The organism is Actinomadura miaoliensis (assembly GCF_039536785.1).
Taxonomy (GTDB): Bacteria; Actinomycetota; Actinomycetes; order Streptosporangiales; family Streptosporangiaceae; genus Spirillospora; species Spirillospora miaoliensis.
Genome location: NZ_BAAAZG010000018.1, coordinates 220,050 through 243,773 on the forward strand (window position 1 = coordinate 220,050; position 23,724 = coordinate 243,773).

At 69.6% G+C, this 23,724-nt stretch carries 18 protein-coding genes and 2 pseudogenes; 8 read left to right on the forward strand and 12 right to left on the reverse strand.

Annotation, left to right across the window (positions count from 1 at the left end):
• Positions 1-377 precede the first annotated feature (377 nt).
• Entirely contained in the window at positions 378-1,664 is a 1,287-nt protein-coding gene (locus tag ABD811_RS15690) for a TerD family protein (protein WP_344947344.1), read from the reverse strand.
• Between the two features lie 505 nt (positions 1,665-2,169).
• On the opposite strand from ABD811_RS15690, the pseudogene ABD811_RS15695 reads away from it, so the two are divergent.
• A pseudogene (locus ABD811_RS15695) lies at positions 2,170-2,954 on the forward strand (IS5 family transposase).
• Between the two features lie 204 nt (positions 2,955-3,158).
• Here the strand turns inward: ABD811_RS15695 and lplAB are convergent.
• A complete protein-coding gene (lplAB, locus tag ABD811_RS15700; protein WP_344947476.1) occupies positions 3,159-4,208 on the reverse strand; it encodes a lipoate-protein ligase LplAB in 1,050 nt (349 codons plus the stop codon).
• A gap of 82 nt (positions 4,209-4,290) precedes the next feature.
• On the reverse strand, positions 4,291-4,908 hold the full coding sequence (locus ABD811_RS15705) for a TetR/AcrR family transcriptional regulator (RefSeq protein WP_344947347.1): 618 nt from the start codon (positions 4,906-4,908) through the stop codon (positions 4,291-4,293).
• A 128-nt stretch (positions 4,909-5,036) separates the two neighbouring features.
• On the opposite strand from ABD811_RS15705, the gene ABD811_RS15710 reads away from it, so the two are divergent.
• Positions 5,037-6,170, forward strand: coding sequence for a Gfo/Idh/MocA family protein (locus ABD811_RS15710; RefSeq protein WP_344947348.1), 1,134 nt, complete (start codon positions 5,037-5,039; stop codon positions 6,168-6,170).
• Between the two features lie 649 nt (positions 6,171-6,819).
• The gene (locus tag ABD811_RS15715; RefSeq protein ID WP_344947351.1) at positions 6,820-7,212 is read left to right on the forward strand and encodes a nuclear transport factor 2 family protein; all 393 of its coding nucleotides are present in this window, start codon (positions 6,820-6,822) and stop codon (positions 7,210-7,212) included.
• A gap of 460 nt (positions 7,213-7,672) precedes the next feature.
• On the opposite strand, the gene ABD811_RS15720 is transcribed toward ABD811_RS15715, so the two are convergent.
• The 3 genes and pseudogenes from ABD811_RS15720 to ABD811_RS44000 form a co-directional block, all read right to left on the reverse strand.
• Positions 7,673-8,065: a VOC family protein gene (locus ABD811_RS15720; RefSeq protein ID WP_344947352.1), complete on the reverse strand. Its 393-nt coding sequence runs from the start codon at positions 8,063-8,065 to the stop codon at positions 7,673-7,675.
• Between the two features lie 95 nt (positions 8,066-8,160).
• Positions 8,161-9,012 carry a phosphotransferase enzyme family protein gene (locus ABD811_RS15725; RefSeq protein ID WP_344947355.1) on the reverse strand — a complete coding sequence of 284 codons (852 nt, stop codon included), beginning with the start codon at positions 9,010-9,012 and terminating at the stop codon, positions 8,161-8,163.
• Positions 9,013-9,126: 114 nt separating this feature from the next.
• Positions 9,127-9,369: pseudogene (locus ABD811_RS44000) on the reverse strand (IS5/IS1182 family transposase); the annotation flags it as partial.
• A gap of 183 nt (positions 9,370-9,552) precedes the next feature.
• Between ABD811_RS44000 and ABD811_RS15730 the strand changes: the two are divergent.
• Complete coding sequence (locus tag ABD811_RS15730) at positions 9,553-9,906, forward strand: hypothetical protein (RefSeq protein WP_344947357.1); 354 nt, start codon at positions 9,553-9,555, stop codon at positions 9,904-9,906.
• Between the two features lie 241 nt (positions 9,907-10,147).
• Here ABD811_RS15730 and ABD811_RS15735 read toward each other — a convergent pair whose 3' ends face one another.
• Positions 10,148-10,786, reverse strand: a complete 639-nt coding sequence (locus ABD811_RS15735; RefSeq protein WP_344947360.1) for a hypothetical protein — start codon at positions 10,784-10,786, stop codon at positions 10,148-10,150.
• Between the two features lie 467 nt (positions 10,787-11,253).
• Here ABD811_RS15735 and ABD811_RS15740 point away from each other — a divergent pair, with 467 nt between their 5' ends.
• The gene (locus ABD811_RS15740; protein ID WP_344947363.1) at positions 11,254-11,967 is read left to right on the forward strand and encodes a hypothetical protein; all 714 of its coding nucleotides are present in this window, start codon (positions 11,254-11,256) and stop codon (positions 11,965-11,967) included.
• 154 nt (positions 11,968-12,121) lie between these two features.
• On the opposite strand, the gene ABD811_RS15745 is transcribed toward ABD811_RS15740, so the two are convergent.
• The 3 genes from ABD811_RS15745 to ABD811_RS15755 all read right to left on the reverse strand — a co-directional run bounded on the left by ABD811_RS15745 (position 12,122) and on the right by ABD811_RS15755 (position 16,859).
• Positions 12,122-14,941 carry a vitamin B12-dependent ribonucleotide reductase gene (locus ABD811_RS15745; RefSeq protein WP_344947365.1) on the reverse strand — a complete coding sequence of 940 codons (2,820 nt, stop codon included), beginning with the start codon at positions 14,939-14,941 and terminating at the stop codon, positions 12,122-12,124.
• Between the two features lie 109 nt (positions 14,942-15,050).
• Entirely contained in the window at positions 15,051-15,527 is a 477-nt protein-coding gene (nrdR, locus tag ABD811_RS15750; RefSeq protein WP_344947368.1) for a transcriptional regulator NrdR, read from the reverse strand.
• Positions 15,528-16,442: 915 nt separating this feature from the next.
• Positions 16,443-16,859, reverse strand: a complete 417-nt coding sequence (locus ABD811_RS15755) for a LysM peptidoglycan-binding domain-containing protein (RefSeq protein WP_344947370.1) — start codon at positions 16,857-16,859, stop codon at positions 16,443-16,445.
• A gap of 185 nt (positions 16,860-17,044) precedes the next feature.
• Here ABD811_RS15755 and lexA point away from each other — a divergent pair, with 185 nt between their 5' ends.
• Entirely contained in the window at positions 17,045-17,746 is a 702-nt protein-coding gene (gene lexA, locus ABD811_RS15760) for a transcriptional repressor LexA (protein WP_344947372.1), read from the forward strand.
• A 309-nt stretch (positions 17,747-18,055) separates the two neighbouring features.
• On the opposite strand, the gene ABD811_RS15765 is transcribed toward lexA, so the two are convergent.
• Together ABD811_RS15765 and leuS are read right to left on the reverse strand one after the other, a co-directional pair.
• The gene (locus ABD811_RS15765) at positions 18,056-18,397 is read right to left on the reverse strand and encodes a YciI family protein (RefSeq protein ID WP_344947374.1); all 342 of its coding nucleotides are present in this window, start codon (positions 18,395-18,397) and stop codon (positions 18,056-18,058) included.
• A complete protein-coding gene (gene leuS, locus ABD811_RS15770) occupies positions 18,394-20,856 on the reverse strand; it encodes a leucine--tRNA ligase (RefSeq protein ID WP_344947479.1) in 2,463 nt (820 codons plus the stop codon). The genes ABD811_RS15765 and leuS overlap by 4 nt, the downstream gene beginning before the upstream one ends.
• Positions 20,857-21,322: 466 nt before the next feature.
• Here leuS and ABD811_RS15775 point away from each other — a divergent pair, with 466 nt between their 5' ends.
• Positions 21,323-21,913 carry a lytic polysaccharide monooxygenase auxiliary activity family 9 protein gene (locus ABD811_RS15775; RefSeq protein ID WP_344947375.1) on the forward strand — a complete coding sequence of 197 codons (591 nt, stop codon included), beginning with the start codon at positions 21,323-21,325 and terminating at the stop codon, positions 21,911-21,913.
• Between the two features lie 226 nt (positions 21,914-22,139).
• Positions 22,140-23,681: a long-chain-fatty-acid--CoA ligase gene (locus tag ABD811_RS15780; protein ID WP_344947376.1), complete on the forward strand. Its 1,542-nt coding sequence runs from the start codon at positions 22,140-22,142 to the stop codon at positions 23,679-23,681.
• The last annotated feature ends 43 nt before the right edge of the window (positions 23,682-23,724 follow it).

Genomic DNA, 23,724 nt, shown 5'->3' on the forward strand with positions numbered 1-23,724 from the left:
GGTCCAAGCGGGGCCTCGGGTCGGGCACTGTCACCTTCGACGACGGAATCTGCTCCGCCGCGTCACCTGGAACTGGATCGCACGCGGGAACCGCCCTGCGGGAGTCCCCTCCCGCAGGGCCTGTGCACCCACCAATGAAACGCCGCGCCCTCAGTCCCGGGGAGACGCACTTACCAGAAGCCTCGAAAGCCCGTCGGGCTAGGCGAAAGCGAGCCCTCCTCCACCTGAGCCAGCGGAAACCTGACTCAGGCCACGCCGCTCCTGTCCAGGTTGCTCCTCGCCGCTCCCCCAGGTCGGTCCTGGTCAGGCCGCTCCTGGCGAGGACGCTCGCCAAGCGGCCCCCAAGCACGGCGAGTGCCGCTCGTCCGCGAGGCCGTTCAGTCCTTGCCGCGTGAGGCGACCCACTCCAGGTTCCAGCCGTACGCCTGGTCGACGGCCATCTTCCCCCAGCGCGGACGACCGGGCGGCGGCAGGACGTACCGTCCCTCACGGCGTACCACCAGTTCGCCGCCCACGTTCTCGATGAGGGCGAGCACAACGTCGCGGGAAGCGTCGACGCAGTCGTCCGTGCGCATCTCGATGGGCGCGGCACCGCGCGGATAGAGGGTGGCCACCGCGTCCAGCCCCCGGAAGTCGTCGGCGCCGTCGTAGATCTCGGCGAACACCAAGATCCTTCTGAAGTCGGCGGTGTGGTCCAGATTGATGGTCAGGTTCTCGCCCGTCTCCACGGTGCCGGCCCGGTCGTCGCGGTCGAGCTGGATGTACGGGGGCCGGTCCAGCGCACCGAAGTCACCGACGGCGTGCACGATCCCCTTGCGCCCGTCCTTGAGTTCCCACAGCGCGCACAGGTCGAGGTCCAGGTCCACGCCGCGACGGAGCTTGCCCAGCAGCCCTCGGGCCGCGCCCGGCCGCGCCGACCAGTTGAGGTTGACCCGCATGTGCCCGGACGTGGCCCCGTGCTTGGTCAGCGACACCGACGGCGCGCTCTTGGTCAACGAGATCACGCCGCCCTGCTGAGGCGCGGGCGCCGCCTGCTGAGGCGCGGGCGCCGCCTGCTGAGGCGCGGGCGCCGCCTGCTGGGGCGGTGCGGACTGCACGGGCGGCGCCGGTGGCGCCGGAGGCGGCGAAGCACCCTGCCCCGGATCGTCCACGGTGATCCCGAAATCGGTGGCCAGCCCGGCGAGTCCGGTGTCGTACCCCTGCCCGACCGCCCGGAACTTCCAGGCACCCTGCCGCCGGTAGAGCTCACCCAGGACGAACGCGGTCTCGGTGGACGCGCCCGGGTTGTCGAAGCGAGTCACCTCGGAACCGGACGCCGCGTCCAGCAGCCGCACGTACAAGCCCTGGAACTGACCGAACGTCCCACCGTCCGCCGATGCCGCGATCACGATGCGCTGCACGTCCGGCTCGACCCGCCCCAGATCGACGCTCAGCACGTCACGCACGGTCGGCCCCTGCTGCTTGCCCTCATGCCGAACCGCCCCCGACCCGTGGGACGGCTGGTTGTAGAAGACGAAGTCATCGTCCGAACGCACCTTGCCGGCATCAGTGAGCAGCAACGCCGACGCGTCGGCATCGGGCACTCCGGGTCCGCCCTGCCAGCCCAGTTCGACACGTACGGATGGAACAGGCACCGGCGTGTTGGCACCCTTCTGCAACGTCATGAACGCTCCTCCCGGTTCCACTGGCCCGCCGGTCCTGAAGCTGGTCCCGCCCAGGCAGCACGCCAAAGCCCGCCCGCCGTCCAACCTACGGCCAAGCCCCGTCCCCAAGCGACCTCAACACCACCGCGCCCCCACACCAAAGAGCCCCGACGCCCCCATGGCACCACGGCGTCCGTGTCGGCCGCCATGCCCGTCCCGTCCCCGACGAGGCATGACGCGTGGTCATCCAGCCCAGCACGCCACGGCGCGCGAAACAGCCAGACGACGAAGCAGCCGACGGGTTCGCCTCGGTCACCGCCGGATGGAAGTGGGCCTCCGCCGTCCGGGTGGCGGGCGCCAACACCCCGCCCTCGCGAGCGACTGCAGCCCCCTCATCGGTTCGCCGCGGCGGTCGTGCCCCGGCTGCGCATAAGAGGTCATAACAAAATGTGTATGTAGCGCGACGTGTCGTGATGGTCGGGTGTGTTGTGGGCGGGTGCGTAAGGGCGAGCAACCCCCGTGGATCGTGCCCGACAGCCTGTGGGAGCGGATCGAGCCGCTGCTGCCGAAGGTCGAGCGCCGCAAACGCCATCCCGGCCGCAAACGGCTGGACGATCGCAAGGTGCTGTGCGGCATCTTGTTCGTGCTGCACACCGGGATCCGGTGGGAGTTCCTGCCCCAGGAGCTGGGGTTCGGGTCGGGGATGACCTGCTGGCGGCGACTGGCCGAATGGCACCAGGCCGGGGTGTGGGACAGGTTGCACCGGCTGCTGCTGGAAGAGTTGCACGCAGCCGGGCAACTTGACTGGTCCAGGGCGGTGATCGACAGCTCGCACGTGCGGGCGCTCAAGGGCGGCCCAAAACCGGGCCGAGCCCGGTCGACCGCGGCCGGCCGGGCTCGAAACACCACGTGCTGACCGACGGCCACGGGATCCCGCTCGCTCTGGCGTTGACCGGGGGCAACCGCAACGACGTCACCCAGCTGATGCCCCTGCTGGAGGCGATCCCGCCGGTGCGGGGCCGGGTGGGGCGCCCGCGCCGCAGACCGAAGTGCCTGCTGGCCGACCGCGGCTATGACCACGACAAGTACCGCCGCCTGGTGCAGGCCAAGGGCATCAAGCCACGCATCGCCCGGCGCGGCACCGCTCACGGCTCGGGCCTGGGCGTCCACCGCTACGTCGTCGAACGCACCATCGGGCTGCTGCACTGGTTCCGCCGCTTACGCATCCGCTGGGAGATCCGCGACGACATCCACGAAGCATTCATGACCCTGGCCGCAGCCATCATCTGCTGGCGACGCCTCGTCCGCTAATTCTGTTAGCACCTCTAAGCCCGTGGGCCCGCAGCGCCGCACGGGAGCTGTTCGAGGCCGGCGGCGGCACCGCACGCGGCATGGCCCGGCTGCTGCCAGGTGCGCCGGTTCGGTGCGGTGTTGATTCGTAGGGGTGTGTGGGCGTGCTTGGTGAACGGGAGCGCGTGGGCGGGCCGGTACTGCGGTGCTGCGAGAGTGTGCGGGTCAGGGGACGCGGGCGGTCCAGGCCGGGTCGGTGAACTTTTCCGCCGCCAGTTTCTCGGCCATGCGCAGTTCTTCTTCGGTGAGCCGGTCGTCGGTCAGCCCGTAGCGGCCTCGGAAGTGGGCGATCATCCGTTCGATGATCTGCTCGCGGGGCAGACCGGTCTGCCGCCGTAGTGGGTCGACGCGCTTGTTGGCGCTGGCGATGCCCTTGTCGGAGATCTTCTCGCGGCCGATGCGCAGCACCCGGGTGAGCTTGTCGGCGTCGATGTCGTAGGCCATGGTCACGTGGTGCAGGACCGCGCCGGCCACCAGGCGTTTCTGCGCCGCTCCGCCGATCTTGCCCTGGTCGGAGGCGATGTCGTTGAGCGGCTGGTACCACGCCCCGACGCCCAGTTCACCGAGCGCGCCCAGTACCCAGTCGTCGAGGAAGGCGTAGCTCTCGGCGAACGACATGCCCGCCACCAGCGACTCGGGCGCGTACAGCGAGTAGGTGATGGTGTTGCCCGGCTCGACGAACATCGCACCACCGCCGCTGATGCGGCGCACCACCGTGACGCCGTAGCGTTCGGCCGCGGCGGCGTCCACCTCGTTGCGCAGCGACTGGAAGCTGCCGATGATCACTGCTGGCGAGGCCCACTCCCAGACACGCAGCGTCGGCGGACGCCGTCCGGCGCCGACCTCCATGGCCAGCACCTCGTCGAGCGCCATGTGCAGCGCGGGTTCCTGCGGACCCTCGTGGACCAGCCGCCAGTCGTGGTCGTGCCAGTCGGACGCATTGGTGAGGGCGCGCCGTACGGCGATGGCCACCGCCTCGGCGGACAGCCCCAGCATCACCGTGCCCTCGGGCAGCCGCGCCTGGACACGGGCGGCGATATCGCGGGCCTCGGCGGCCGCGGGCAGACCGTCGATCGCCCTGTTGATCTCTTCCAGGGCCTCGTCGGGTTCCAGGAAGAAGTCGCCGCTCACCCGTACGTCGCGCAGCCTGCCGTCCGTCACGTCCAGATCCACGACGACGAGCTTGCCGCCGGGCGCCTTGTACTCACCGTGCATCACGTACGTACCAACCCCGGCGTCTCGGCGTGGATTCCGCGTTCCGCCGAAGGTCGCCGGCCGCCTCGGCGTTAAAGGCGGTTCACGGCACGGAGGGCGGTGGGCCCGGCAGCTCCTCGGGGCGGGTGGTGCGCAGCCCGTCCAGGACGATCTGCAGGTTGCGTTCCCACTGGTGGCCGCCCGCGCGTACACCGAGGGTGTGGTCGCCGGTGGAGACCGACACGAGCAGGAACGCCACGTCGGGCCAGGTGACGTCCGGCCGCACCACGCCGGCCCGCTGGACGCGCTCGACCAGGAGGCGCATCCGTTCGCGCAGGTCCGCGCGGGCGTGGTCGAGGGATCCGCCCAGCGCGTCGTTGATGTCGCACAGTTCGTTGCGCAGATGGATGTAGCCCTGCGCGAACTCACGGAAGCCCGTCCAGGGGTCGGGATGGGCGAGCGCCTGGTCGGCCCGTGCCACGATCTCGCCGAGCACCTCCTCCAGGACCGCCTCCAGCAGCGCTTCCAGGGAGCCGACGCGGCGATAGAACGTGCCGATGCCCACGCCCGCGCGACGAGCGATCTCATGCGCGGTGACCTCGCCGCCGATCTCACGGACGGCCTCCCGGGCGGCGGCCACCAGCCGCTCCACGTTGCGCCGCGCGTCGGCCCGGGGCCGCCGCCCGGATCCGTCGTCCAACAGCCGGTCCACCGCGCTCATACAGCGATTCTACCAATAAGCGGACCTCCCCCCTCCGGATTAAGTGGACAACTGGCGTCCACTTGAGCTATGGTCGCACAACCGGACGCCAGACGTCCACTTAGCCGTCGAGAGAGAGGCGAGGGAGCATGAAGACGATCAAGGTCGGCGTCATCGGCGCCAACCCGGAACGCGGCTGGGCGCGCACGGCGCATGTGCCCGCTCTGCGCGCGCTGCCGCAGTACGAGATCAGCGCGGTGGGCACCACCCGCGAGGAGAGCGCCCGTGAGGCGGCCCGGCTGTTCGGCGCATCACATGCGTTCACCGCCCCCCGCGAACTGGCCGCTCATCCGGACGTCGACATGGTGGCCGTCACCGTCAAGGTGCCGCACCACGCAGAACTGATCCGGGCGGCCCTGGACGCGGGCAAGCACGTGCTCAGCGAATGGCCGCTGGCACTGACCACCGCCGAGGCCGAATCACTGGCCAAGGAGACCGATCGGGCCGGCGTGCACCACGCGATCGGCCTGCAGGCCCGGCAGTCCCCCGCCATCGCCTACGCCCGCGAACTTCTGGCCGACGGATATATAGGTCAGGTCACCTCGGTGAACGTGTACGCGGCCCGCCCCAAGGGCGCGGGCGGCCGCATCAGCGCCGAGCACGCCTACACGGCCGATCGCGCCAACGGTGCCGGGGTGTTCGAGGTCGCCGGCGGCCACACCCTCGACATCCTGGAACATCTCGCCGGAGAGATCACCGAGGTCGCGGGGCAGCTGTCCCTGTGGCACTCGCGGTACACCGTCGCCGAGACCGGCCAGACCGTCGAGGCGACCAGTCCCGATCACGTCCTGCTCAACGCCGTCCTGGCGACCGGCGCGGTCGCGTCCGTCCACCTGCACGATGCCAAGGTCACCAACTCCCGCACCCGCCTGGAGTTCGCGGGGACCGAGGGCGACCTGGTCGTCAGCACCGATGGCACCGACCATCTGCAGGCTTCCCAGATCCAGATCGGCACGCCCCGTGTTCTGGCTGCCCGCGGCCATGGCTCCTGGCAGGAGCTTCCTGTACCCGCCCGTCACCGCGTTGTGGATGCCGCCATCCCCGACTTGGCCGTGCTCAACGTCGCCCAACTGTACGCACGGCTCGCCGAGGACATCATCGAAGACCGTCGCACCGTGCCCGGTTTCGACCATGCCGTCCGCCTGCACCGCCTACTCGACGCCATACGCCTGTCCGCCGACACCGGCACACGACAACCGGTCACCCCTTCCCAACCCCGATGACCCAAGCACCAAGGACACTGATGGCCAGAACCCCTGCCCCAACAAAGCCACTCCCAACAGTCGCCAGTCTCTGCCCGGAGTGGGGAAAGCAAATAGACGCCGGCTGCCCTACCGATTCGCGCTGACATCATCGCGCAGAGCAGAGATGCGCACGCCGACCAGGAACAGCGCCGACGCCACCACCCTGCGCCGCCCGCCCCGAGCACGGCCTGCAACTCACGCACCCCAGTGCCTCAACACACGCCGCTCCCCAACCGGCCAAACAAGTCGAAGTCTCGCCCCAAAACCGCACCCCCCAGCACAAACACACCGCCATCCCCACACGAACACCGCCAATCCCAACGCCCCACCAGGGCACCAATCCCGGTCCCGGGCACTCCCCTGAACCAGGTGCCGCACACGGTCGGCGTGCGCACTGTCACCCCTGACATGTCACTCAACCTGGGCGTCTCGGCGTGTGCCCCGAGGCAGTGGATCGGAGCTCTTCCACGGCGGACCACTTGTCCGCAGCCCCACTGGAGGCTTCAACACCGACGCGTACCACTACGCCACAGCACCACTACGACCTATCGCCGGCACAGGAAGGGCCAATCCGCTTTACGAGACAGGTAATCGACGTGGCGGACCGCAGAATGTGATCATCTGAGGCATGACGGAAAAGACCACTGAAATGCCACGCGCCGAGGCCAACCGTCGACTCTTGGAGCACACCTTCACGGAGGTCGCCAAGGGCAACATCGACATCTTCCGCACGGTTCTGCGAGAGGACTTCATCGAGCACAGCCCGGGCAACCCCTCCGGTCGTGACGCGTTCGTGGAGTTCATCGCCAAGGCCCCGCTGGCAAGCTCGAAGCTGGAACTGAAGCGTGTGATCGCGGACGAGGAACACGTGGTCGTGCACTACCACATGGTTCCTCCCGGCAACGAACGCGGCATCGCGGTCGTCGACATCTGCCGGATCGAGGACGGGCTGATCGCCGAACACTGGGACGTTCTCCAGCCCGTCCCTCATCCCGACGAGACGCCGAACGGCATGTTCTGACGTCGATGGCGGGGGCGCTGCGTGTTTGTCCGACACTGCGGCGCGCACCAGGACGCCGCCGCCTTTCGGACGTCCACCGCCCCCTCATGCTCGCGCGGTCGCCGTGATCGATGGCGAGACGCCTTGTCCGCTCCTGCTTTCGCCCGAGGAGGCGGTGTTGCGACGGTCAGGAGCAAGTCGGGGACTCCGTGACGGCAGGAGCCGGAGACTGTTGTCGGCGACCCCGGCGTGGTGCCAGTAAACCTTGCGGCCAAGCAGACTTCGGCTCCCGGACAGGTAGAGGCCGTCCTCGGAGACCGACGTGACGCGGACGGCCACCATGGTGAGGGCGTCGGCGATTCGGCGCCATCCGAGGGGGTGGGTGTGCGGGCCCTCGCGGACGTCCAAGACGCCGAAGCGGGAGTTGGTGATCGCCTCGTAGGCCGAGCGGAGCATGCCCTTGGTGGGCCGCAGTTCTGGCTCAGGAGTTTGGGCTGAACAGGTCGACGGCGTTGCCGTCCGGGTCGTGGACGATGGCGTACCGCTGGCTCCAGGGCGCGTCCCACGGTGCCTTGTGGCCCTTGTGCCCTTCCGCGAGGAGTTCGTCGTAGGCCGCGTCGACGTCGGACGGGGTCGCCAAGCGGAACGCCAGGGCGATCCGGTGCCCTCCCACCGGAGGTCGCCAGTCGGGGTCGAAAGAGCGGATTATCTCCACGGTGTCCCAGGCCAGCCGCAGGCCGCCGGGCAGTTCGGCCTCCACATGCGGCTGCGCGTCGGCCTCGGCGGGAATGTCCAGGCCGAGACGGCGGTAGAAGGCCAGGGAACGGGCCATGTCCTCAACGACCAGGCCGATCATGTCGAATCGAGCTCGCATGTCAGTGTCTCCTCCAGAAGGAGCGCCCGAGCATGGACGCGGCGCGGGGGATCAGGTGACGGCCAGCCCGTCGAGGAACCGGCGTGGTGGTCATGCTAGGCCGCGGGTCCCTCGGGCCTCTTGTCGGAAACGGACGCGCCGCTGCTGATTGCCGCCGCGATGGCGGGAGCCTGCTGAACCAACCAGGCTTCAGCCCGTGGCAGGCGGTCTTTGACTCCCTCGTCCCAGAATCGGCGGAAGACGGGATCGGCCTGGGCGGCGGCACGGGCAGTGCGGTGAAAGCGATGGAGCATGCGCCGGGCGAGAGGCATCAGGTCTTCACGCTGACGCGGCGTCATTCCATAGGCGTCGGCGAAGACCGCGATCCGATGAGGAATGTCGGCGTCGGTGAGGGCGGGCGGACGGTCCGCGGGATGCAGCAGTGGCGCCCACCAGTAGAGCGCGTTGGCGATGTCGTACAGCCGGGTGGTCGGCCTCGCCAGGTCGAAGTCGATGAGCGCCGCGGGCAGCCCGTCACGGAAGACCACATTGCCCGGGCAGTAGTCACGATGCGAGACGAGTTCCCCGTCGTCGTCGACATAGGGGATGCCCGCCGTGCCCGGCAGTTCCGCCCACACCGCGTCCGAGGGAGGGCTCCAACCCTGCGCCGCGTCGTGAAGCCGACGCACGAGGCGGGCCAGCGCGACGAGAACGGCCTCGCTCGTGGCCTCGGCGGGCAGCGGCTCGCGCGGGACGTCACCGGGTACGAAGCTCAGCACTTCACGGCCCTGCTCGTCCACCCCCAGGGGCATCGGCGCGGCGGTGAATCCGGCGGAATGGAGATGGGCGAGGAAAGCCTGGATCGTGGCGGTGAACGGCCGGACGGGGCGCCGTACCGTGTCACCGATGCGAACAATGCCCGGTGTCACCCCGTCCCCGACGAGGGGCATGCCTTCGTCATCGCGCATCGCTCCCAGTCTCCCGGACGCGTGCTCGTTCCGCATCCCTGGCGAAACCATGGGAAGGATGATCCCGCCGACCAGATGGCGTTTACGCCGGTGGCGCGCGAGAGGGGTCCCGACCAGGATCAGCCGGTGCAGCTTGGCCCAGACCCGGGCAGGGTCGACTTGGTGGAGCGGCGGTGCGCGGTGGGGCTGGACGGGTCGAACACCGGTGGCAGCCGCTTCCAGGAAGATGAGCCCCCAGTACTTCACTCCCCCATACCGTCACCGGTCACCGTCCTGCGGCCGCGTCGGGGCGGGCGGAACAACGCGTGGAGCAATTCCCCGAAACTCGTCCGGCGCCAAACGTTCGACCATCGCCACAAGCGCACGCTACCGCCTAGCCATCAAATTAGATCACCTCTGAGCGGCGTGTTCTCGCGCGTGGGCAAAGTCGGGGTAACGTGGCGCCCTGCAGAGGAGATCGATAATGTTGGTGACCCCAAGTACCACCTTCGACCACCGCGCTGGCGTGGAAACGTTCCGCGCGAAGGAGGACGCGTGACAATGGCGCGAGTACTGGTGATCGGTCTCGATCCCGCCAAGATCCAGGGTTGGGACCCGGAGCCGGTCCAGGCGGCGGTAGCACGCGGTCAGGCCCGTTTCGACGATTATGGCATCCAGGCCGACTTGTGCCTGGTGGCACTCGAGGAGAACCCCGAAGAAACGATCGTGGAGGCACTGACTCGCAATGACTACATCTGCGTGGTGATCGGGGGCGGCATCCGCAAGCAGGAGCCGTTGCTCGAATTCTTCGAGAAGGTGGTCAACCTGGTTCGGCAGCACGCGCCCGACGCAGCCATCGCCTTCAACAGCAGCCCCGAGGACAGCGCCGACGCGGCTCTGCGGTGGCTGCGCTAGCTGTTTGAGGTCATGGCGTTGGCGTTGAGCCGGGGCGCTGCGTAGCGTGATCACGCGAGAAGGCCCTACGGGGCGGGCGCCAGGCCGCCCACCCGGCCGCGGGTGGGCCTCAACGCTGATCATTATTTCAGGCCGGCTGTGCGCTGGGTGCCCGGCTCTCGTGCCGACCCGCCGCCCAAGACGCGCCGCTCGCCGTTCCCTATGAACCGTCCGTTTCGCCTGCTCATGGAGTGTTCGCCGGTCACGGCGCCCCAGAGGTGGGCGCACCACGGTTCGAAGTCCTGGGCGCGGGCGCGTGCCGGGCGGGCACGCTGCCGATCGCGACCGACACCAGAAGCACGAGACCGGCACCCGCCATCGCCTGGAGCTCTCCCAGCGCGGACAGGTCCGACTTCGGACCTGCCACCGGAGCGAACCTTTCCTCCGGATCGAGCACGACCGGGATGACGTCGCCGCGGTCGTGGCCCTCGCAGTTGCTTTCCAGTTCGCGCCTGATCGGGGTGCCGTCGGTGTGGCGCAGCGTGCAGTGCTGTGTTTCGGAACCACGGTGACTCGTCGTCCAGGTCCGGTCCACGACCGCTTCGGCATCGGCTCCGACCAGGGTCAGCGCGATGTCCCGCACCGCGATGGCGCCGACCATGTACAGGAGGAACAACGCCAGCATGCCGCAGATGAGCGGCACGTTCGCGAACCGGAACGATCGCCCGCTCGCGTAGACGAACCCCAGCGCCGTGGCGTTTCCGATCATCGCGATCACGGTCAGGAGCACCGAGCCCGTCGTCCCCCACCACAGATGAACGGCGGAGGACAGCACCAGACCCAGCAGCGTTCCGCCGAGCAAGAGGCCGCCACGCAACAGGGCGGAACGAGCAAGTCCCACGCAGGCCTCCCTAGAGGGACAAAACGGGCAGACTGAGTCTAAAGAAAGATTTGTGGGATCGGGGATTTCCGAATTCGCCGTGGACAGCGGGCCGTCCGGGCCGTCGCTGCAAGGCGTCGTCCTGGTCAGCTCAGCACGGCGCCGGCGAGCACCGCGGCTCCAGCGGCGATTCGGCGGCAGGTAGGCGATCAGCGCGTTGGCTGTTCTGGCATCCGGCGGAACGCTGATGTCGCGTTAGAGATGCCGGCAGCGTTTCCGGTTCGGGATCGAAGGCGCCTGATGCGCCGAAGGGGGAACCGACTGGAGTCGGTTCCCCCTCGGCCCGGTGCTTCGGTCTCAGCCGATCAGGTCGGACGACGCGTCACGGGCGCGTCCTCGTGGTACTGGGGCAGAGCACCTATTCGGAGGGTGCGGTATTCCCCTGCGGACATCGCCGAGCACCCCAGTGGCCGTGCTTGACTCAGGCTGTGATCGACTGGGCGCGTTTGCAGGGTGTGTACGGGCCGGCGCACACCGTCCCCTCCGCTCTCCAGGCAGCGGAGACCGGCGCCGAGGACGCCTGGGAAGAGTTGTGGACCCAGCTCTGGCACCAGGGGAGCACCTGCGAAGCGGGCATCGCGGCCTTGCCGGCACTGGCCTCCCTCGCCCAGCACACGAACCGAGCGGTGAAGTTCCCTGCGATCGAGCTTGCGGGCGAGATCGTCGGGGCTGCTCTTCGTGAGGGCAGGCCTCTGGACGAGATGAAGGAGCTCCAGCAGCCGCTGGCCATGCTCAGCGCCTCCGCCGACGGACGGCTGTCGGAACGGCCGGCCGACTACCGGACTTACTTCCGAGCGAAGCTCGCGTTGGACGGCTTCCCAGTGCTGAGCGACATCCTCGACGACTTCCTCGACTTCTGCACCGAAGTTCTCTGCCCCCGATGTTCCGACAAGGTCAGCATCGTGATCGGAGACTTCGGCCGCTACTCGTCGATTCGCGACTGGGACCTCGGTGACGTGCACCCCATCCCACTGCGCCCGGCCGCCCCGGATGACCTGCAGGGCGTCGAGGGCCGACTGCACCAGGCAGCGGTGCGAGACGGGCAGCCGAGGCTCGCCTGGGGCCTGAGGCACGTGTTCGGCGACGCGGAATGCGGCACCTGTGGCGCGGTCTTCTCCGTCATATCCGCCTTGGAGACCTGAGGAGAACCGCCCACCGACTCCTGAGAAGACGCTCGTGCCGTAGCCGCCCCGGCCGAAAACGTCTGCGGGGGAACCGGCGCTGGCCGGTTCCCCCGCGACTTCAATCGTGGCCGATCAGGTCGGACGCCGCTTCAAGAGCGCTTGCGTCCCGTGGTCAGCTGCAGCCGCTGGTGGAGCCGCAGCCCTCGCAGACGTAGCAGCTGCCGGCCGGGCGCATCTTGGTGCCGCAGGTCAGGCACAGAGGCGCGTCGGCGGTGCGGCCCTGGCGGCTTTCGATGACCTCCATCGAGGAGTGCGGCTCGGACTCGACGGCCGGACGGCGCGGCTCGGCGGGCTTGGTGATCTCGGCGGACTGGGCCAGGATCTCGCGGTCGACCTCGGTCTCGGCGTGCAGGGTGGCCGGGTCCTCGCCGTTGGCCTGCATCGCCCGTTCCTCGGCGGTGAGGATGCCCAGCTCGGCGCGGGTCTCGTAGGGCAGGTGGTCCAGCGCCAGGCGGCGGAAGATGTAGTCCATCACCGAGGTCGCCATGCGGATGTCGGGGTCGTCGGTCATGCCGGCGGGCTCGAACCGCATGTTGGTGAACTTCTCCACCCAGGTCTCCAGCGGCACCCCGTACTGGAGGCTGATGGAGATCGCCATGGAGAACGCGTCCATCACGCCGGCCAGGGTGGAACCCTGCTTGCCGAGCTTGAGGAACACCTCGCCGAGGCCGTCGTCGGGGTAGGACGAGGCGGTCATGTAGCCCTCGGCACCGGCGACGGAGAAGCGGGTGACGGTCGCGGGACGCTGCTTGGGCAGGCGCTTGCGGACCGGACGCGCGACCTCCACCGGCGCCGGGGCCTCCTCGGCCTGCTCGGTCTTCTTGGCCGCCGACAGCGGCTGCCCGACCTTGCAGTTGTCGCGATAGATCGCCAGGGCCTTCAGGCCGAGCCGCCAGCCCTCGAAGTAGACCTTCTCGATGTCCTCGACGGTGGCCTGCTCGGGCATGTTGACGGTCTTGGAGATCGCCCCGGACAGGAACGGCTGGACGGCGGCCATCATCCGCACGTGGCCCATCGGGCTGATCGCCCGCTCGCCCATCGCGCAGTCGAACACCTCGTAGTGCTCGGGACGCAGGCCCGGCGCGTCCACGACGTGGCCGTGCTCGGCGATGTACTCGACGACCGCCTCGATCTGCTCCTGCTGGTAGCCCAGCTTCTTCAGAGCGCGCGGGACGGTGTGGTTGACGATCTGCATCGAGCCGCCGCCGACCAGCTTCTTGAACTTCATCAGGGCCAGGTCGGGCTCGATGCCGGTGGTGTCGCAGTCCATCATCAGGCCGATGGTGCCGGTGGGGGCCAGCAGCGACGCCTGGGCGTTGCGGTAGCCGTTCTTCTCACCGGTCTTCAGGCACTGCTGCCACTGCTTGGTCGCGGCGGCGTGGACGGCCCGGTCCATCTCGTCCAGCGTGCGGATCTCGTCGTTGGCGGCGGCGTGCTTGCGCATCACGCGCTTGTGCGCCTCGGCGTTGCGGGCGTATCCGACGTACGGGCCGACCACCCCGGCCAGCTCGGCGGAGCGGCGGTAGGCGACGCCGGTCATCAGCGAGGTGATCGCGGCGGCGAGGGAGCGGCCGCCCTCGGAGTCGTAGGCGTGCCCGGTGGCCATCAGCAGGGCGCCGAGGTTGGCGTAGCCGATGCCGAGCTGGCGGTAGTCGCGGGTGGTCTCGGCGATCTTCTCGGTCGGGAAGTCGGCGAAGGTGATGGAGATGTCCATCGCCGTGATGATCAGCTCGGTGAGCTTGACGAAGCTCTCGACGTCGAAGGTGTCGTCCTGGCGCAGGAACTTCAGCAGGTTGATGCTGGCGAGGTTGCAGGAGGAGTTGTCCAGGCTCATGTACTCCGAGCACGGGTTGCTGGCGGTGATGCGGCCCGACTCGGGGTTGGTGTGCCAGTCGTTGATCGTGTCGTCGTACTGGATGCCCGGGTCGGCGCACTCCCAGGCGGCCTTGGCCATCTGCCGGAACAGGTCGCGGGCCTTGACGGTGTCCACGACCTCGCCGTTCAGGCGGGCGCGCAGCGCGAACTCGCCGTCGCTCTCCACGGCGCGCATGAACTCGTCCGACACGCGCACCGAGTTGTTGGCGTTCTGGTACTGGACGCTGACGATGTCCTTGCCGCCCAGGTCCATGTCGAACCCGGCGTCGCGCAGGGCCCGGATCTTGTTCTCCTCGCGGGCCTTGGTCTCGATGAACTCGGCGATGTCGGGGTGGTCGACGTCCAGCACGACCATCTTGGCGGCCCGGCGGGTGGCGCCGCCCGACTTGATCGTCCCGGCGGACGCGTCGGCGCCACGCATGAACGACACCGGTCCGCTGGCGGTGCCGCCGGACGACAGCAGTTCCTTGCTGGAGCGGATGCGGGAGAGGTTGACACCGGCGCCGGAGCCGCCCTTGAAGATGATCCCCTCTTCCTTGTACCAGTCCAGGATCGACTCCATCGAGTCGTCCACCGAGAGGATGAAACAGGCGCTGACCTGCTGCGGGGACTTGGTGCCGACGTTGAACCAGACGGGGGAGTTGAAGCTGAACATCTGGTGGACCAGGGCGTGCTTCAGCTCGTGGTCGAAGATCTGGGCGTCCTCCTCCGAGGCGAAGTAGCCCTCGGCCAGGCCGGTGTCAACGTACACCTTGACCACCCGGTCGACCAGTTGCTTGAGACTGTGCTCGCGCTGGGGGGTGCCGAGGGCGCCGCGGAAGTACTTCGACGTCACGATGTTGACGGCGTTCACCGACCAGAAGTCGGGGAACTCCACCCCGCGCTGCTCGAAGTTGACGGAGCCGTCCCGCCAGTTGGTCATGACCACGTCACGACGTTCCCAGCGGATCGTGTCGTACGGATGCACGCCGGGCGTGGTGAAGATCCGCTCGACCTTGAGCCCCTTGCGGCTCCCCCTGCCGCGCCGGGCCGCCGAGCCGCTCACCGTCTCCGTCATGACCTTCCCCCTCTCGGGCCCTCCCGCCGGGCCCTGTCCAGGAATAACCCCGCCCGCCGGCCGTTTGCTCCCGGCCGCGGGCGCTCTCAACAGTCGTGAAGCCCGCCCCTCACAGGGGCCGGCCAGGCTCCCCCGAGGAACCGGCCTTGGTACGCAGTGACTCGATCTCTCTGGCGAAGTCGTCCAGCGTCTCGAAACCCCGGTACACCGAGGCGAACCGCAGGTAGGCGACCTCGTCGAGCTCGCCGAGCGGGCCGAGGATGGCCAGTCCGATCTCGTGCGAGGGGATCTCTGCCACCCCCGTCGCCCGGATCGCCTCCTCCACCCGCTGCCCGAGCTTGGCCAGCGCGTCCTCGTCGACGGGACGGCCCTGGCAGGCGCGGCGCACGCCGGCGATGATCTTCTCCCGGGAGAACGGCTCGGTGACGCCGCTGCGCTTGGCCACCATGAGGAGCACGTTCTCCTGTGTGGTGAACCGCTTGCCGCATTCCGGGCACGACCGGCGGCGCCGGATGGCCGATCCGTCGTCGGTGGAGCGGCTGTCGATCACCTTGGTGTCAGGGTTGCGGCAGAACGGGCAGTGCACGCGTTCCCTCCTCCCCTGACAGATCAAGCCACACGAGAAATCGTCACCCACAAGACACAACTTGTGGTTAATGACACCCGTGTAACTACTAGATGTTGTGGTCAACCGTAGGACGCCCGGAGGGGCAACGCAACCTGGATCACGACCCCCGTCAGTAGACCCTCGTCACACCGGGCCCGCGAACCCCGCCTCGGCGTGTCGCTTCCACCGACCCCCAAGAACCCCCACAAACCACCCAAACCCCCTTTGCCGTAAGGCTTCTCGCATCCCCCGCCGAAGCCTTCGGGCGGGAGGTCGCCTCGCACGGTGAGGCCAACCCACAAGTCCCCAAAAATCGCCACATCACTACAGCCAGCCCGCCGCGATGGATGACGGCGGGCCGGGAGCGACCGTACTCCAGCGAAGCGGGTGCGAGCGGCGGATACGGATGGATGGAGGCGACCGTGAAAACGGTGAACGAGCACGGCGGCGGCAGATCTGGCCGTGGGAGCCCTGGCCGTGTCCAGCGCGACGCCGCGCGAGCTGGGCCGACGCCCTGGCCCAGACCCGGCGGGGCAGCGGCCGCCATGGCCGTGACCGCGTGCAATACGCTGCGCGAGGCGGGCCGACGCCCTGGCCTCACACCCGGCGGGCAGCGGCTGCCATGGCCGTGACCGAGCGCACTACGCCGCGCGAGCTGGGGCGACGCCCTGGCCCAGACCCGGCGGGCGGCGGCTGTCGTGGTCGTGACCGCGTGCACTACGCCGCCCGGGTCTGGGCAGTAGCGGCTCGGCCCCTCAGGCTGGTGGGGCCGAGCCATCGGTGTTCGCCTCGCGCCCCGTCGGCAGAGCAGGGCGTACCGCTCCGGCTTGGTGGGGAGAGTGAGGCGGCTGCCGCCGCAGGAGCGCGACAGCCGCTACGGCGTGAAAGCGGAGGTTAGTCGTTGGCGGGGAGGCGCAGGCGCTGGCCTGGGCGGACGATTGTCGTGGACAGGTTGTTGAGGTCCATGATGCGGCGGACCAGCAGGTGGGTGTCGTCGCGGGGGCGTTCCCGTCGGGCGATCGTCCACAGGGAGTCGCCGTTGCCGACGACGACCGTCTTGCCCGGGCGCACGCCGGGGTCGGACGCGTCGGGGCCGCCGGCGCCCGCGCGGGCCGTCGCGGTCAGCCACAACGCGACCAGGAGCGGCACCGCCAGCAGGCCGATCATCACGATGCGGCCGCGCCGCGTCAGCCGCAGATCGTCCCACGCGCCCTCCGCCGGAGCCCCCAGGGGCGGCGGTGCGTGCTGGATGTGTGTGGTGAGGGCCGGAGCTTCGGCCGTTATGCAGTGTGGGTGGAGCGAACCCGCCATCTCGGTCCCCTTCGTGACCGACAGCCGATCTTCGAATGCATATTCGATCGAACGTCTGTACGATGTTGTACCGCAGCCCCCCGAGAAACGCGAGTACATTCTTCGAACAATTGTTTGATCATTGCAGCCGGACGCGATAACGTTCGGCAAGGAGTGACGGAGCGAGCGTCGGGAGGCGACGAGCGATGACCAAGGTCCGGGAGCTGCCCGACGGCCCCATGGACGAGGCGGGCCTGACCCAGCGGCAGCGCATGGTGCTGGAGGTGATCCGCGACTCGGTGCAGCGTCGCGGCTACCCGCCCTCGATGCGCGAGATCGGCGAGGCCGTCGGCCTGACCAGCACCTCCAGCGTGTCGCACCAGCTGCGCGCGCTGCAGCGCAAGGGATACCTGCGCCGCGACCCCAACCGGCCGCGCGCCGTCGAGGTGCGGGTCCCGGGCGCCACGCCGGTGCGCACCGACACCGAGAACTTCGACGCGCCCGGCGCCGGCCAGGACACCGCGCCGCGTCCCGCCCCCGCCTACGTGCCGCTGGTGGGACGGATCGCCGCCGGTGGGCCGATCCTGGCCGAGGAGGCCGTCGAGGACGTGTTCACCCTGCCCAAGCAGCTCGTCGGCGAGGGCACCCACTTCCTGCTGAAGGTCACCGGCGACTCGATGATCGACGCGGCGATCGCCGACGGCGACTGGGTCGTGGTGCGCCAGCAGCCGGTGGCCGAGCAGGGCGACATCGTCGCCGCGATGATCGACGGCGAGGCCACCGTCAAGACATTCAAGCGCCGCGACGGTCACATCTGGCTGGTCCCCCAGAACCCGGCCTACGAGCCGATCCCCGGCGACGAGGCGTCCATCCTGGGCCGCGTCGTCGCCGTCCTGCGCAAGATGTGACGTCCCGGCCCGGCGCGGCCAGGTCACTCCCGCGCGCCCGTCACCGGCCCCCAGGGCGGTGGCGGGCGTTCGCATGCGCCCCGCGCTGTGCGCAGGAGGCGTCATCTCGACAACCGCGTGCGGACGCACTCGTCTCCACCCATTCCAGTTCCAGCTCGTCCACGAGCGCCGCTCGGCGCCCGCGCCCAGGCGCGCCTGCCAGGCCAGGCCGAGACACGGCCGCGGCGGTGGTTCTCCGCTCGCGGCCGTCAGGCTCGGATTCGGGCCCGCCGGTGCCTGGACCGCGGGCTGCGCGGCCGATGCGCCGCGTCAGCCGGGCGGCTCTCCCGGGGCGCGGACGCGGGACGGGCCGACGCCGGCCAGTCCCGCCAGGGCCGGATGGACCCGGCCCACATCGACTGTAATGATCTCGTACTCGGCCACGCCCGCGCAGACGAACGGGTCATTCTCGGCGATCTTTTCGATCTCGGCGCGGTCGGTCCCGCGCGCGATGATCGCGCCGCCGTGCTCGGACGGCACCGTCTGGCCCGAGGCCAGGAACGTGCCCGCCCGGTGGTGGCGTTCCAGGTACGCCACGTGGGCGGGCACGTGCGGCTCGACCTCGTCCTCGGTGCCGCGGTAGCGCAGCAGCAGGAGGTGCAGCGTGCTCATTTGGCGGGCACGATGTTCACGATCTTGGGCGGACGGACGATGACGCGCTGGATCCGTGCGCCGGCCAGGGCCTCGTTGACCTTGGCGGAGGCCAGCGCCAGCCGCTCCAGCTCGTCCTCGGCGATGTCGGGCGGCACCTCCAGGCGGTCGCGGACCTTGCCCGCGACCTGCACCACGCAGGTCACCGACTCGCGCACCAGCAGGGACGGGTCGGCCGCCGGCCAGCCCGCGGTCGCCACCGACGGCTCACGGCCCAGCCGCTCCCACGCCTCCTCGGCGGTGTAGGGGGCGAACAGCGACAGCAGCACCGCGATCGTCTCGGCGGCCTCCCGGACGGCCGGGTCGGCGGGGCCGGGGCCCTCGTCGATGGCGCGGCGGGTGGCGCTGACCAGCGTCATCAGCCGGGCGATCGCCACGTTGTAGCGGTGCTGCTCGATCAGCGTGGTGGCCTCGTCGATGGTGCGGTGGGTGACGCGCCGCAGGTCGACCGAGCCGGCCGCGGGGTCGGTGCCGGGTGCGGACGTCACGTCGGTGGCGATGCGGTGCACGCGCGTCAGGAACTTGGCCATGCCGGGCTGCGACACGTCGGCCCAGTCGATGTCGTCCTCGGGCGGCCCGGAGAACAGCATCGCCAGGCGCACCACGTCGACGCCCCACTGCTCGATCTGCTCGCCCAGGTCGACCATGTTGCCCAGCGACTTGGACATCGCCTTGCCGTTCAGGATCACCTGGCCCTGGTTGACCAGGCGGGTGAACGGCTCGGTGAAGTCGATCATGCCCAGGTCGTACAGCACCTTGGTGAAGAACCGGCTGTACAGCAGGTGCAGGATGGCGTGCTCGACGCCGCCGGTGTACTGGTCGACCGGCATCCACTTGCGGACCTGCTCGACGTCGAACGGCCCGTCCTCGTACGTCGGCGAGCAGTACCGGAAGTAGTACCAGGACGAGTCGACGAAGGTGTCCATGGTGTCGCTGTCGCGCTTGGCCGCGCCGCCGCACTTGGGGCACTCGACGTTGACCCAGTTCTCGGCGGCGGCCAGCGGCGAGGTGCCCTTGGGCCTCAGGTCGGCGCCGCGCAGGTCGTCGGGCAGCCGCACCGGCAGCTGGTCGTCCGGCACCGGGACCTCGCCGCAGGACGGGCAGTGCACGATCGGGATCGGGCAGCCCCAGAACCGCTGCCGGGACACCAGCCAGTCGCGCAGCCGGAAGTTGACCGCGGCCTTGCCCAGGCCCTTCTCCTCCAGGATCTCGATGATCCGGGTGATCGCGTCGGCCTTGTTCAGCCCGTCGATGGGGCCGGAGTTGACGATGCGCCCATCGCCCGTGGTGGCCACGCCGGTCTCGGCCGGGTCGGGCTGGCCGGTCTCGACCACCACGCGCACCGGCAGCCCGAACTTCAGCGCGAAGTCCAGGTCGCGCTGGTCGTGCGCGGGAACGGCCATGATCGCGCCGTGGCCGTACTCGGCCAGCACGTAGTCGGACGCCCAGATCGGGATGCGCTCGCCGTTGACCGGATTGATCGCGTACCGGCCCAGGAACACGCCGGTCTTCTCGCGCTCGGTGGACAGCCGCTCGATCTCGCTCTCGTGGGAGACCTGCTCGCGGTAGGCCTCGAACGCGGCGCGCTGCTCGGGGGCGCAGATCTCCTCGGCCAGCTCGGCGTCGGCGGCCACCACCATGAAGGTGGCCCCGTGCAGGGTGTCGGGGCGGGTGGTGTAGACGGTGACCGGCTGGTCGCGGCCCTCGATGACGAAGTCGACGTCGGCGCCGGTGGAGCGGCCGATCCAGTTGCGCTGCATCAGCAGCACCCGGTCGGGCCACTTGCCCTCCAGGGCGGCCATGTCGTCCAGCAGCCGGTCCGCGTAATCGGTGATCTTGAAGTACCACTGGGTCAGCACGCGCCGCTCGACCAGCGTGCCGCAGCGCTCGCAGTGGCCGCCGATGACCTGCTCGTTGGCCAGCACGGTCTGGTCCTTGGGACACCAGTTGACCCGGCCGCCGCGCCGGTAGGCCAGCCCGCGCTCGTAGAAGCGCAGGAACAGCCACTGCGTCCACCGGTAGTACTCGGGGTCGGAGGTGTGCAGCCGCCGCGACCAGTCGAAGGACGGGGCGTACCGCCGGAACGACGCCTCCTGGGTCGCGATGTTGTCGTAGGTCCACCGCACCGGGTCCGCGTTGTGCTTGATCGCGGCGTTCTCGGCGGGCAGGCCGAAGGAGTCCCAGCCCATGGGGTGCAGGACGTTGTAGCCGCGCTGCGTCCAGTAGCGGGCGGCCACGTCGCCGATGGCGTAGGCCTCGGCGTGCCCCATGTGCAGGTCGCCCGAGGGGTAGGGGAACATGTCCAGCGCGTAGCGGCGCTCGCGGCCGTCGTCCTCCTCGACCACCTTGAACGGGTCGAGCTCCGCCCAGCGGGCCTGCCACTTCTGCTGAATGGCCCGGGGGTCGTACCCGTCGTTCAGGGAGGCGGGCCCCCCTGAACCTCCCGGCGTGGCGCGGGAGGTGTCGTCGCTGCTCACGGTCGCTACTCCACTGGTCCTCTTGGTACCGAACGGCTCTGGCTGCGGGGCCTCGGCTGGTGCGCTGCCGGTTCCGGGAGACGATCCCCGGCCCCCGGCGGCCCCGCCGAAGGACAAACACGAAACGACCCCTCGCCAATGGAGGGGTCGCCGCGCCGACTGGTTCGTCCGTCAGCGCGGCCGGCTGAGAAGCAGCCTTCCTGTCCGCATATACCAAGACTAGCGCAGAAGCAAGGCGGGGCGGGGACGCACCCGGACACACGTCCCGAGGGAGGCGTGCGGCCGGAAGGCCCGGGCTCGGCGGAATTGGGTCTTGACGGCGCGGCGGCGGCCGCTAATCTCAGAAATCGATAGGAAGGTTTCCTATTAGAAGCCGCGCCGGTCTCCCACCCCGCCAGGAGGAACGCGCATGCCCCGCAAGAGCTCCCTCGCCGTCGCCGCGGCCGTCGCCGTCGGCCTGCCCCTGGTCAGCGCCGCGCCCGCGTTCGCGCACGGCTACACCACCTCCCCCGTCAGCCGTGCCCTGCACTGCAAGCAGGGCACCGTCCAGAACTGCGGCCCCATCCAGTGGGAGCCGCAGAGCGTCGAGGGCCCCAAGGGCTTCCCCCAGTCCGGGCCCGCGGACGGCATGATCTGCGCCGGCGGCGACAGCCGCTGGGCACCGCTGGACGACCCGCGCGGCGGCCAGTGGCCCGCCACGCAGGTCAGGTCCGGCCAGTCGTTCACCTTCAGCTGGAACCTCACCGCCGCGCACGCCACCACCTCGTTCCGCTACTTCATCACCCGCAACGGCTGGAACCCGACCCAGCGGCTCACCCGGTCCGCCCTGGACCCGGCACCGTTCCTGCAGCAGAACTACGGCGGCAAGCAGCCGCCGTCGAACGTGTCGCACACCGGCACCCTGCCCGCCAAGTCCGGCCGCCACGTCATCCTGGCCGTCTGGGACATCGCCGACACGGGCAACGCCTTCTACCAGTGCGCCGACGTCAACTTCGGCTGATCCGACCGGCCTCCTCCCCGCGGCGGCCTGCCGTCCCCTCCCCGGCAGGCCGCCGCCGCGCACCCGCCGGCCCGGTTGGATAACCGCCCGGTCACATTTGCCGGGGCGCGCGAAAAGGGCTCGTCACAGGGGTGCGCGGACGGGGCGCCATCCAGCAGGATGGGCGCAACCGTTCGTAGACTCGCCGGTAACAACCGCTCGGTGACGCCCCGCGCTGAGGAGTGCCATGCTCAACCTCTCGGTCCTGCTGGAGGACGCCGCTCGCAAGTCGCCCGACCGTGACGCCGTCGTGTTCGGCGACATGCGGCTGTCGTACGCGACGATCGACACCATCGCCAACCAGGTGGCGAACCTGCTGCGCGCACGCGGGATCGGACCGGGGGACAAGGTCGCGCTGTCGTGTCCCAACGTGCCGTACTTCCCGATGGTGTACTTCGGGATCCTCAAGGCGGGCGCGGCGGTCGTCCCGCTGAACGTGCTCCTCAAGCCGCGCGAGATCGCCTACCACCTGGACGACTCCGGCGCCAGGGCGCTGTTCGCGTTCGAGGGCACCCCCGAGCTGCCGCTCGGTGAGATGGGGCGCGCCGGGTTCCAGCAGGCCGCCGGGTGCGAGCACCTGTTCCTCATGACGGCCGACCCGGGGGCCGCCGAGTCGCCGTACGAGGACGCCGAGCTGTTCTGGCCCGCGGTCGGGGCGCAGCCGGGCACCTGCGAGCCCGCGCAGACGTCCGCCGAGGACACCGCGGTGATCCTCTACACCAGCGGCACCACCGGGCAGCCCAAGGGCGCCGAGCTGTCCCACATGAACATGCTGATGAACGCGTTCGTGTCGGACGCCATGTTCCACCGCACCGACCACGACGTGTCGCTGATGACCCTGCCGATGTTCCACGCCTTCGGGCAGTCCTGCGTGATGAACGTGGGCATCCGGCGCCGCGCCACGCTGGTGCTGCAGCCCCGGTTCGAGCCCGCCGAGGCGCTGCGGCTGATGGCCAGGGAGAAGGTCACCATCTTCGCGGGCGTCCCGACGATGTACTGGGCGCTGCTGTCCGACCAGGGCACGGTCCCGACCGAGGACGTGACGCGGCACCTGCACACCTGCGTGTCGGGCGGGGCGTCCCTGCCGCTGGAGGTGCTCAAGGGCTTCGAGGCCAAGTTCGGCGTCAAGGTCCTCGAAGGGTACGGGCTGTCGGAGACCTCGCCGGTGGCCTCGTTCAACCAGGCGGACGTCGGCCTGAAGCCCGGCTCGATCGGCACCCCCATCTGGGGCGTGGAGATGAAGCTGATCGACGGCGAGTGGAAGACGATCGAGGGCGAGGGGCCGGGCGAGATCGCGGTGCGCGGCCACAACGTCATGAAGGGCTACCACGGCCGTCCCGAGGCCACCGAGGAGGCGATCCGGGACGGCTGGTTCCGCACCGGCGACATCGCCCGCCGCGACGAGGACGGCTTCTACTTCATCGTCGACCGCTCCAAGGACATGATCATCCGCGGTGGCTTCAACGTGTACCCGCGGGAGATCGAAGAGGTCCTGATGACCCACCCGCAGGTCTCGCTGGCCGCGGTGGTGGGCGTGCCGCACGACAGCCACGGCGAGGAGATCAAGGCGTACGTGATCCGCACCCCGGACGCCACGATCACCGAGGACGAGCTGGTCGCCTGGGGCAGGGAGCAGTTCGCCGCCTACAAGTACCCGCGGATCGTGGAGTTCCGCGACGAGCTGCCGATGACCGCCACCGGCAAGATCCTCAAGCGCGAGCTGCGCTGACCCCAGCCGAGTCCGCCCACCGCCCCCGGCCGCGCCGCCGTCA

Bases quoted from the DNA above. Each gene is read 5' to 3' on its own strand.
- ABD811_RS15725 (WP_344947355.1), bottom strand. From the start codon at position 9,012: ATGCGCGATGACGAAGGCATGCCCCTCGTCGGGGACGGGGTGACACCG.
- ABD811_RS15745 (WP_344947365.1), bottom strand. From the start codon at position 14,941: ATGACGGAGACGGTGAGCGGCTCGGCGGCCCGGCGCGGCAGGGGGAGC.
- lexA (WP_344947372.1), top strand. From the start codon at position 17,045: ATGACCAAGGTCCGGGAGCTGCCCGACGGCCCCATGGACGAGGCGGGC.
- ABD811_RS15780 (WP_344947376.1), top strand. From the start codon at position 22,140: ATGCTCAACCTCTCGGTCCTGCTGGAGGACGCCGCTCGCAAGTCGCCC.
- ABD811_RS15720 (WP_344947352.1), bottom strand. From the start codon at position 8,065: ATGCGAGCTCGATTCGACATGATCGGCCTGGTCGTTGAGGACATGGCC.
- ABD811_RS15710 (WP_344947348.1), top strand. From the start codon at position 5,037: ATGAAGACGATCAAGGTCGGCGTCATCGGCGCCAACCCGGAACGCGGC.
- ABD811_RS15765 (WP_344947374.1), bottom strand. From the start codon at position 18,397: ATGAGCACGCTGCACCTCCTGCTGCTGCGCTACCGCGGCACCGAGGAC.
- lplAB (WP_344947476.1), bottom strand. From the start codon at position 4,208: ATGCACGGTGAGTACAAGGCGCCCGGCGGCAAGCTCGTCGTCGTGGAT.
- ABD811_RS15690 (WP_344947344.1), bottom strand. From the start codon at position 1,664: ATGACGTTGCAGAAGGGTGCCAACACGCCGGTGCCTGTTCCATCCGTA.
- ABD811_RS15715 (WP_344947351.1), top strand. From the start codon at position 6,820: ATGACGGAAAAGACCACTGAAATGCCACGCGCCGAGGCCAACCGTCGA.
- ABD811_RS15730 (WP_344947357.1), top strand. From the start codon at position 9,553: ATGGCGCGAGTACTGGTGATCGGTCTCGATCCCGCCAAGATCCAGGGT.
- ABD811_RS15705 (WP_344947347.1), bottom strand. From the start codon at position 4,908: ATGAGCGCGGTGGACCGGCTGTTGGACGACGGATCCGGGCGGCGGCCC.
- ABD811_RS15755 (WP_344947370.1), bottom strand. From the start codon at position 16,859: ATGGCGGGTTCGCTCCACCCACACTGCATAACGGCCGAAGCTCCGGCC.
- ABD811_RS15775 (WP_344947375.1), top strand. From the start codon at position 21,323: ATGCCCCGCAAGAGCTCCCTCGCCGTCGCCGCGGCCGTCGCCGTCGGC.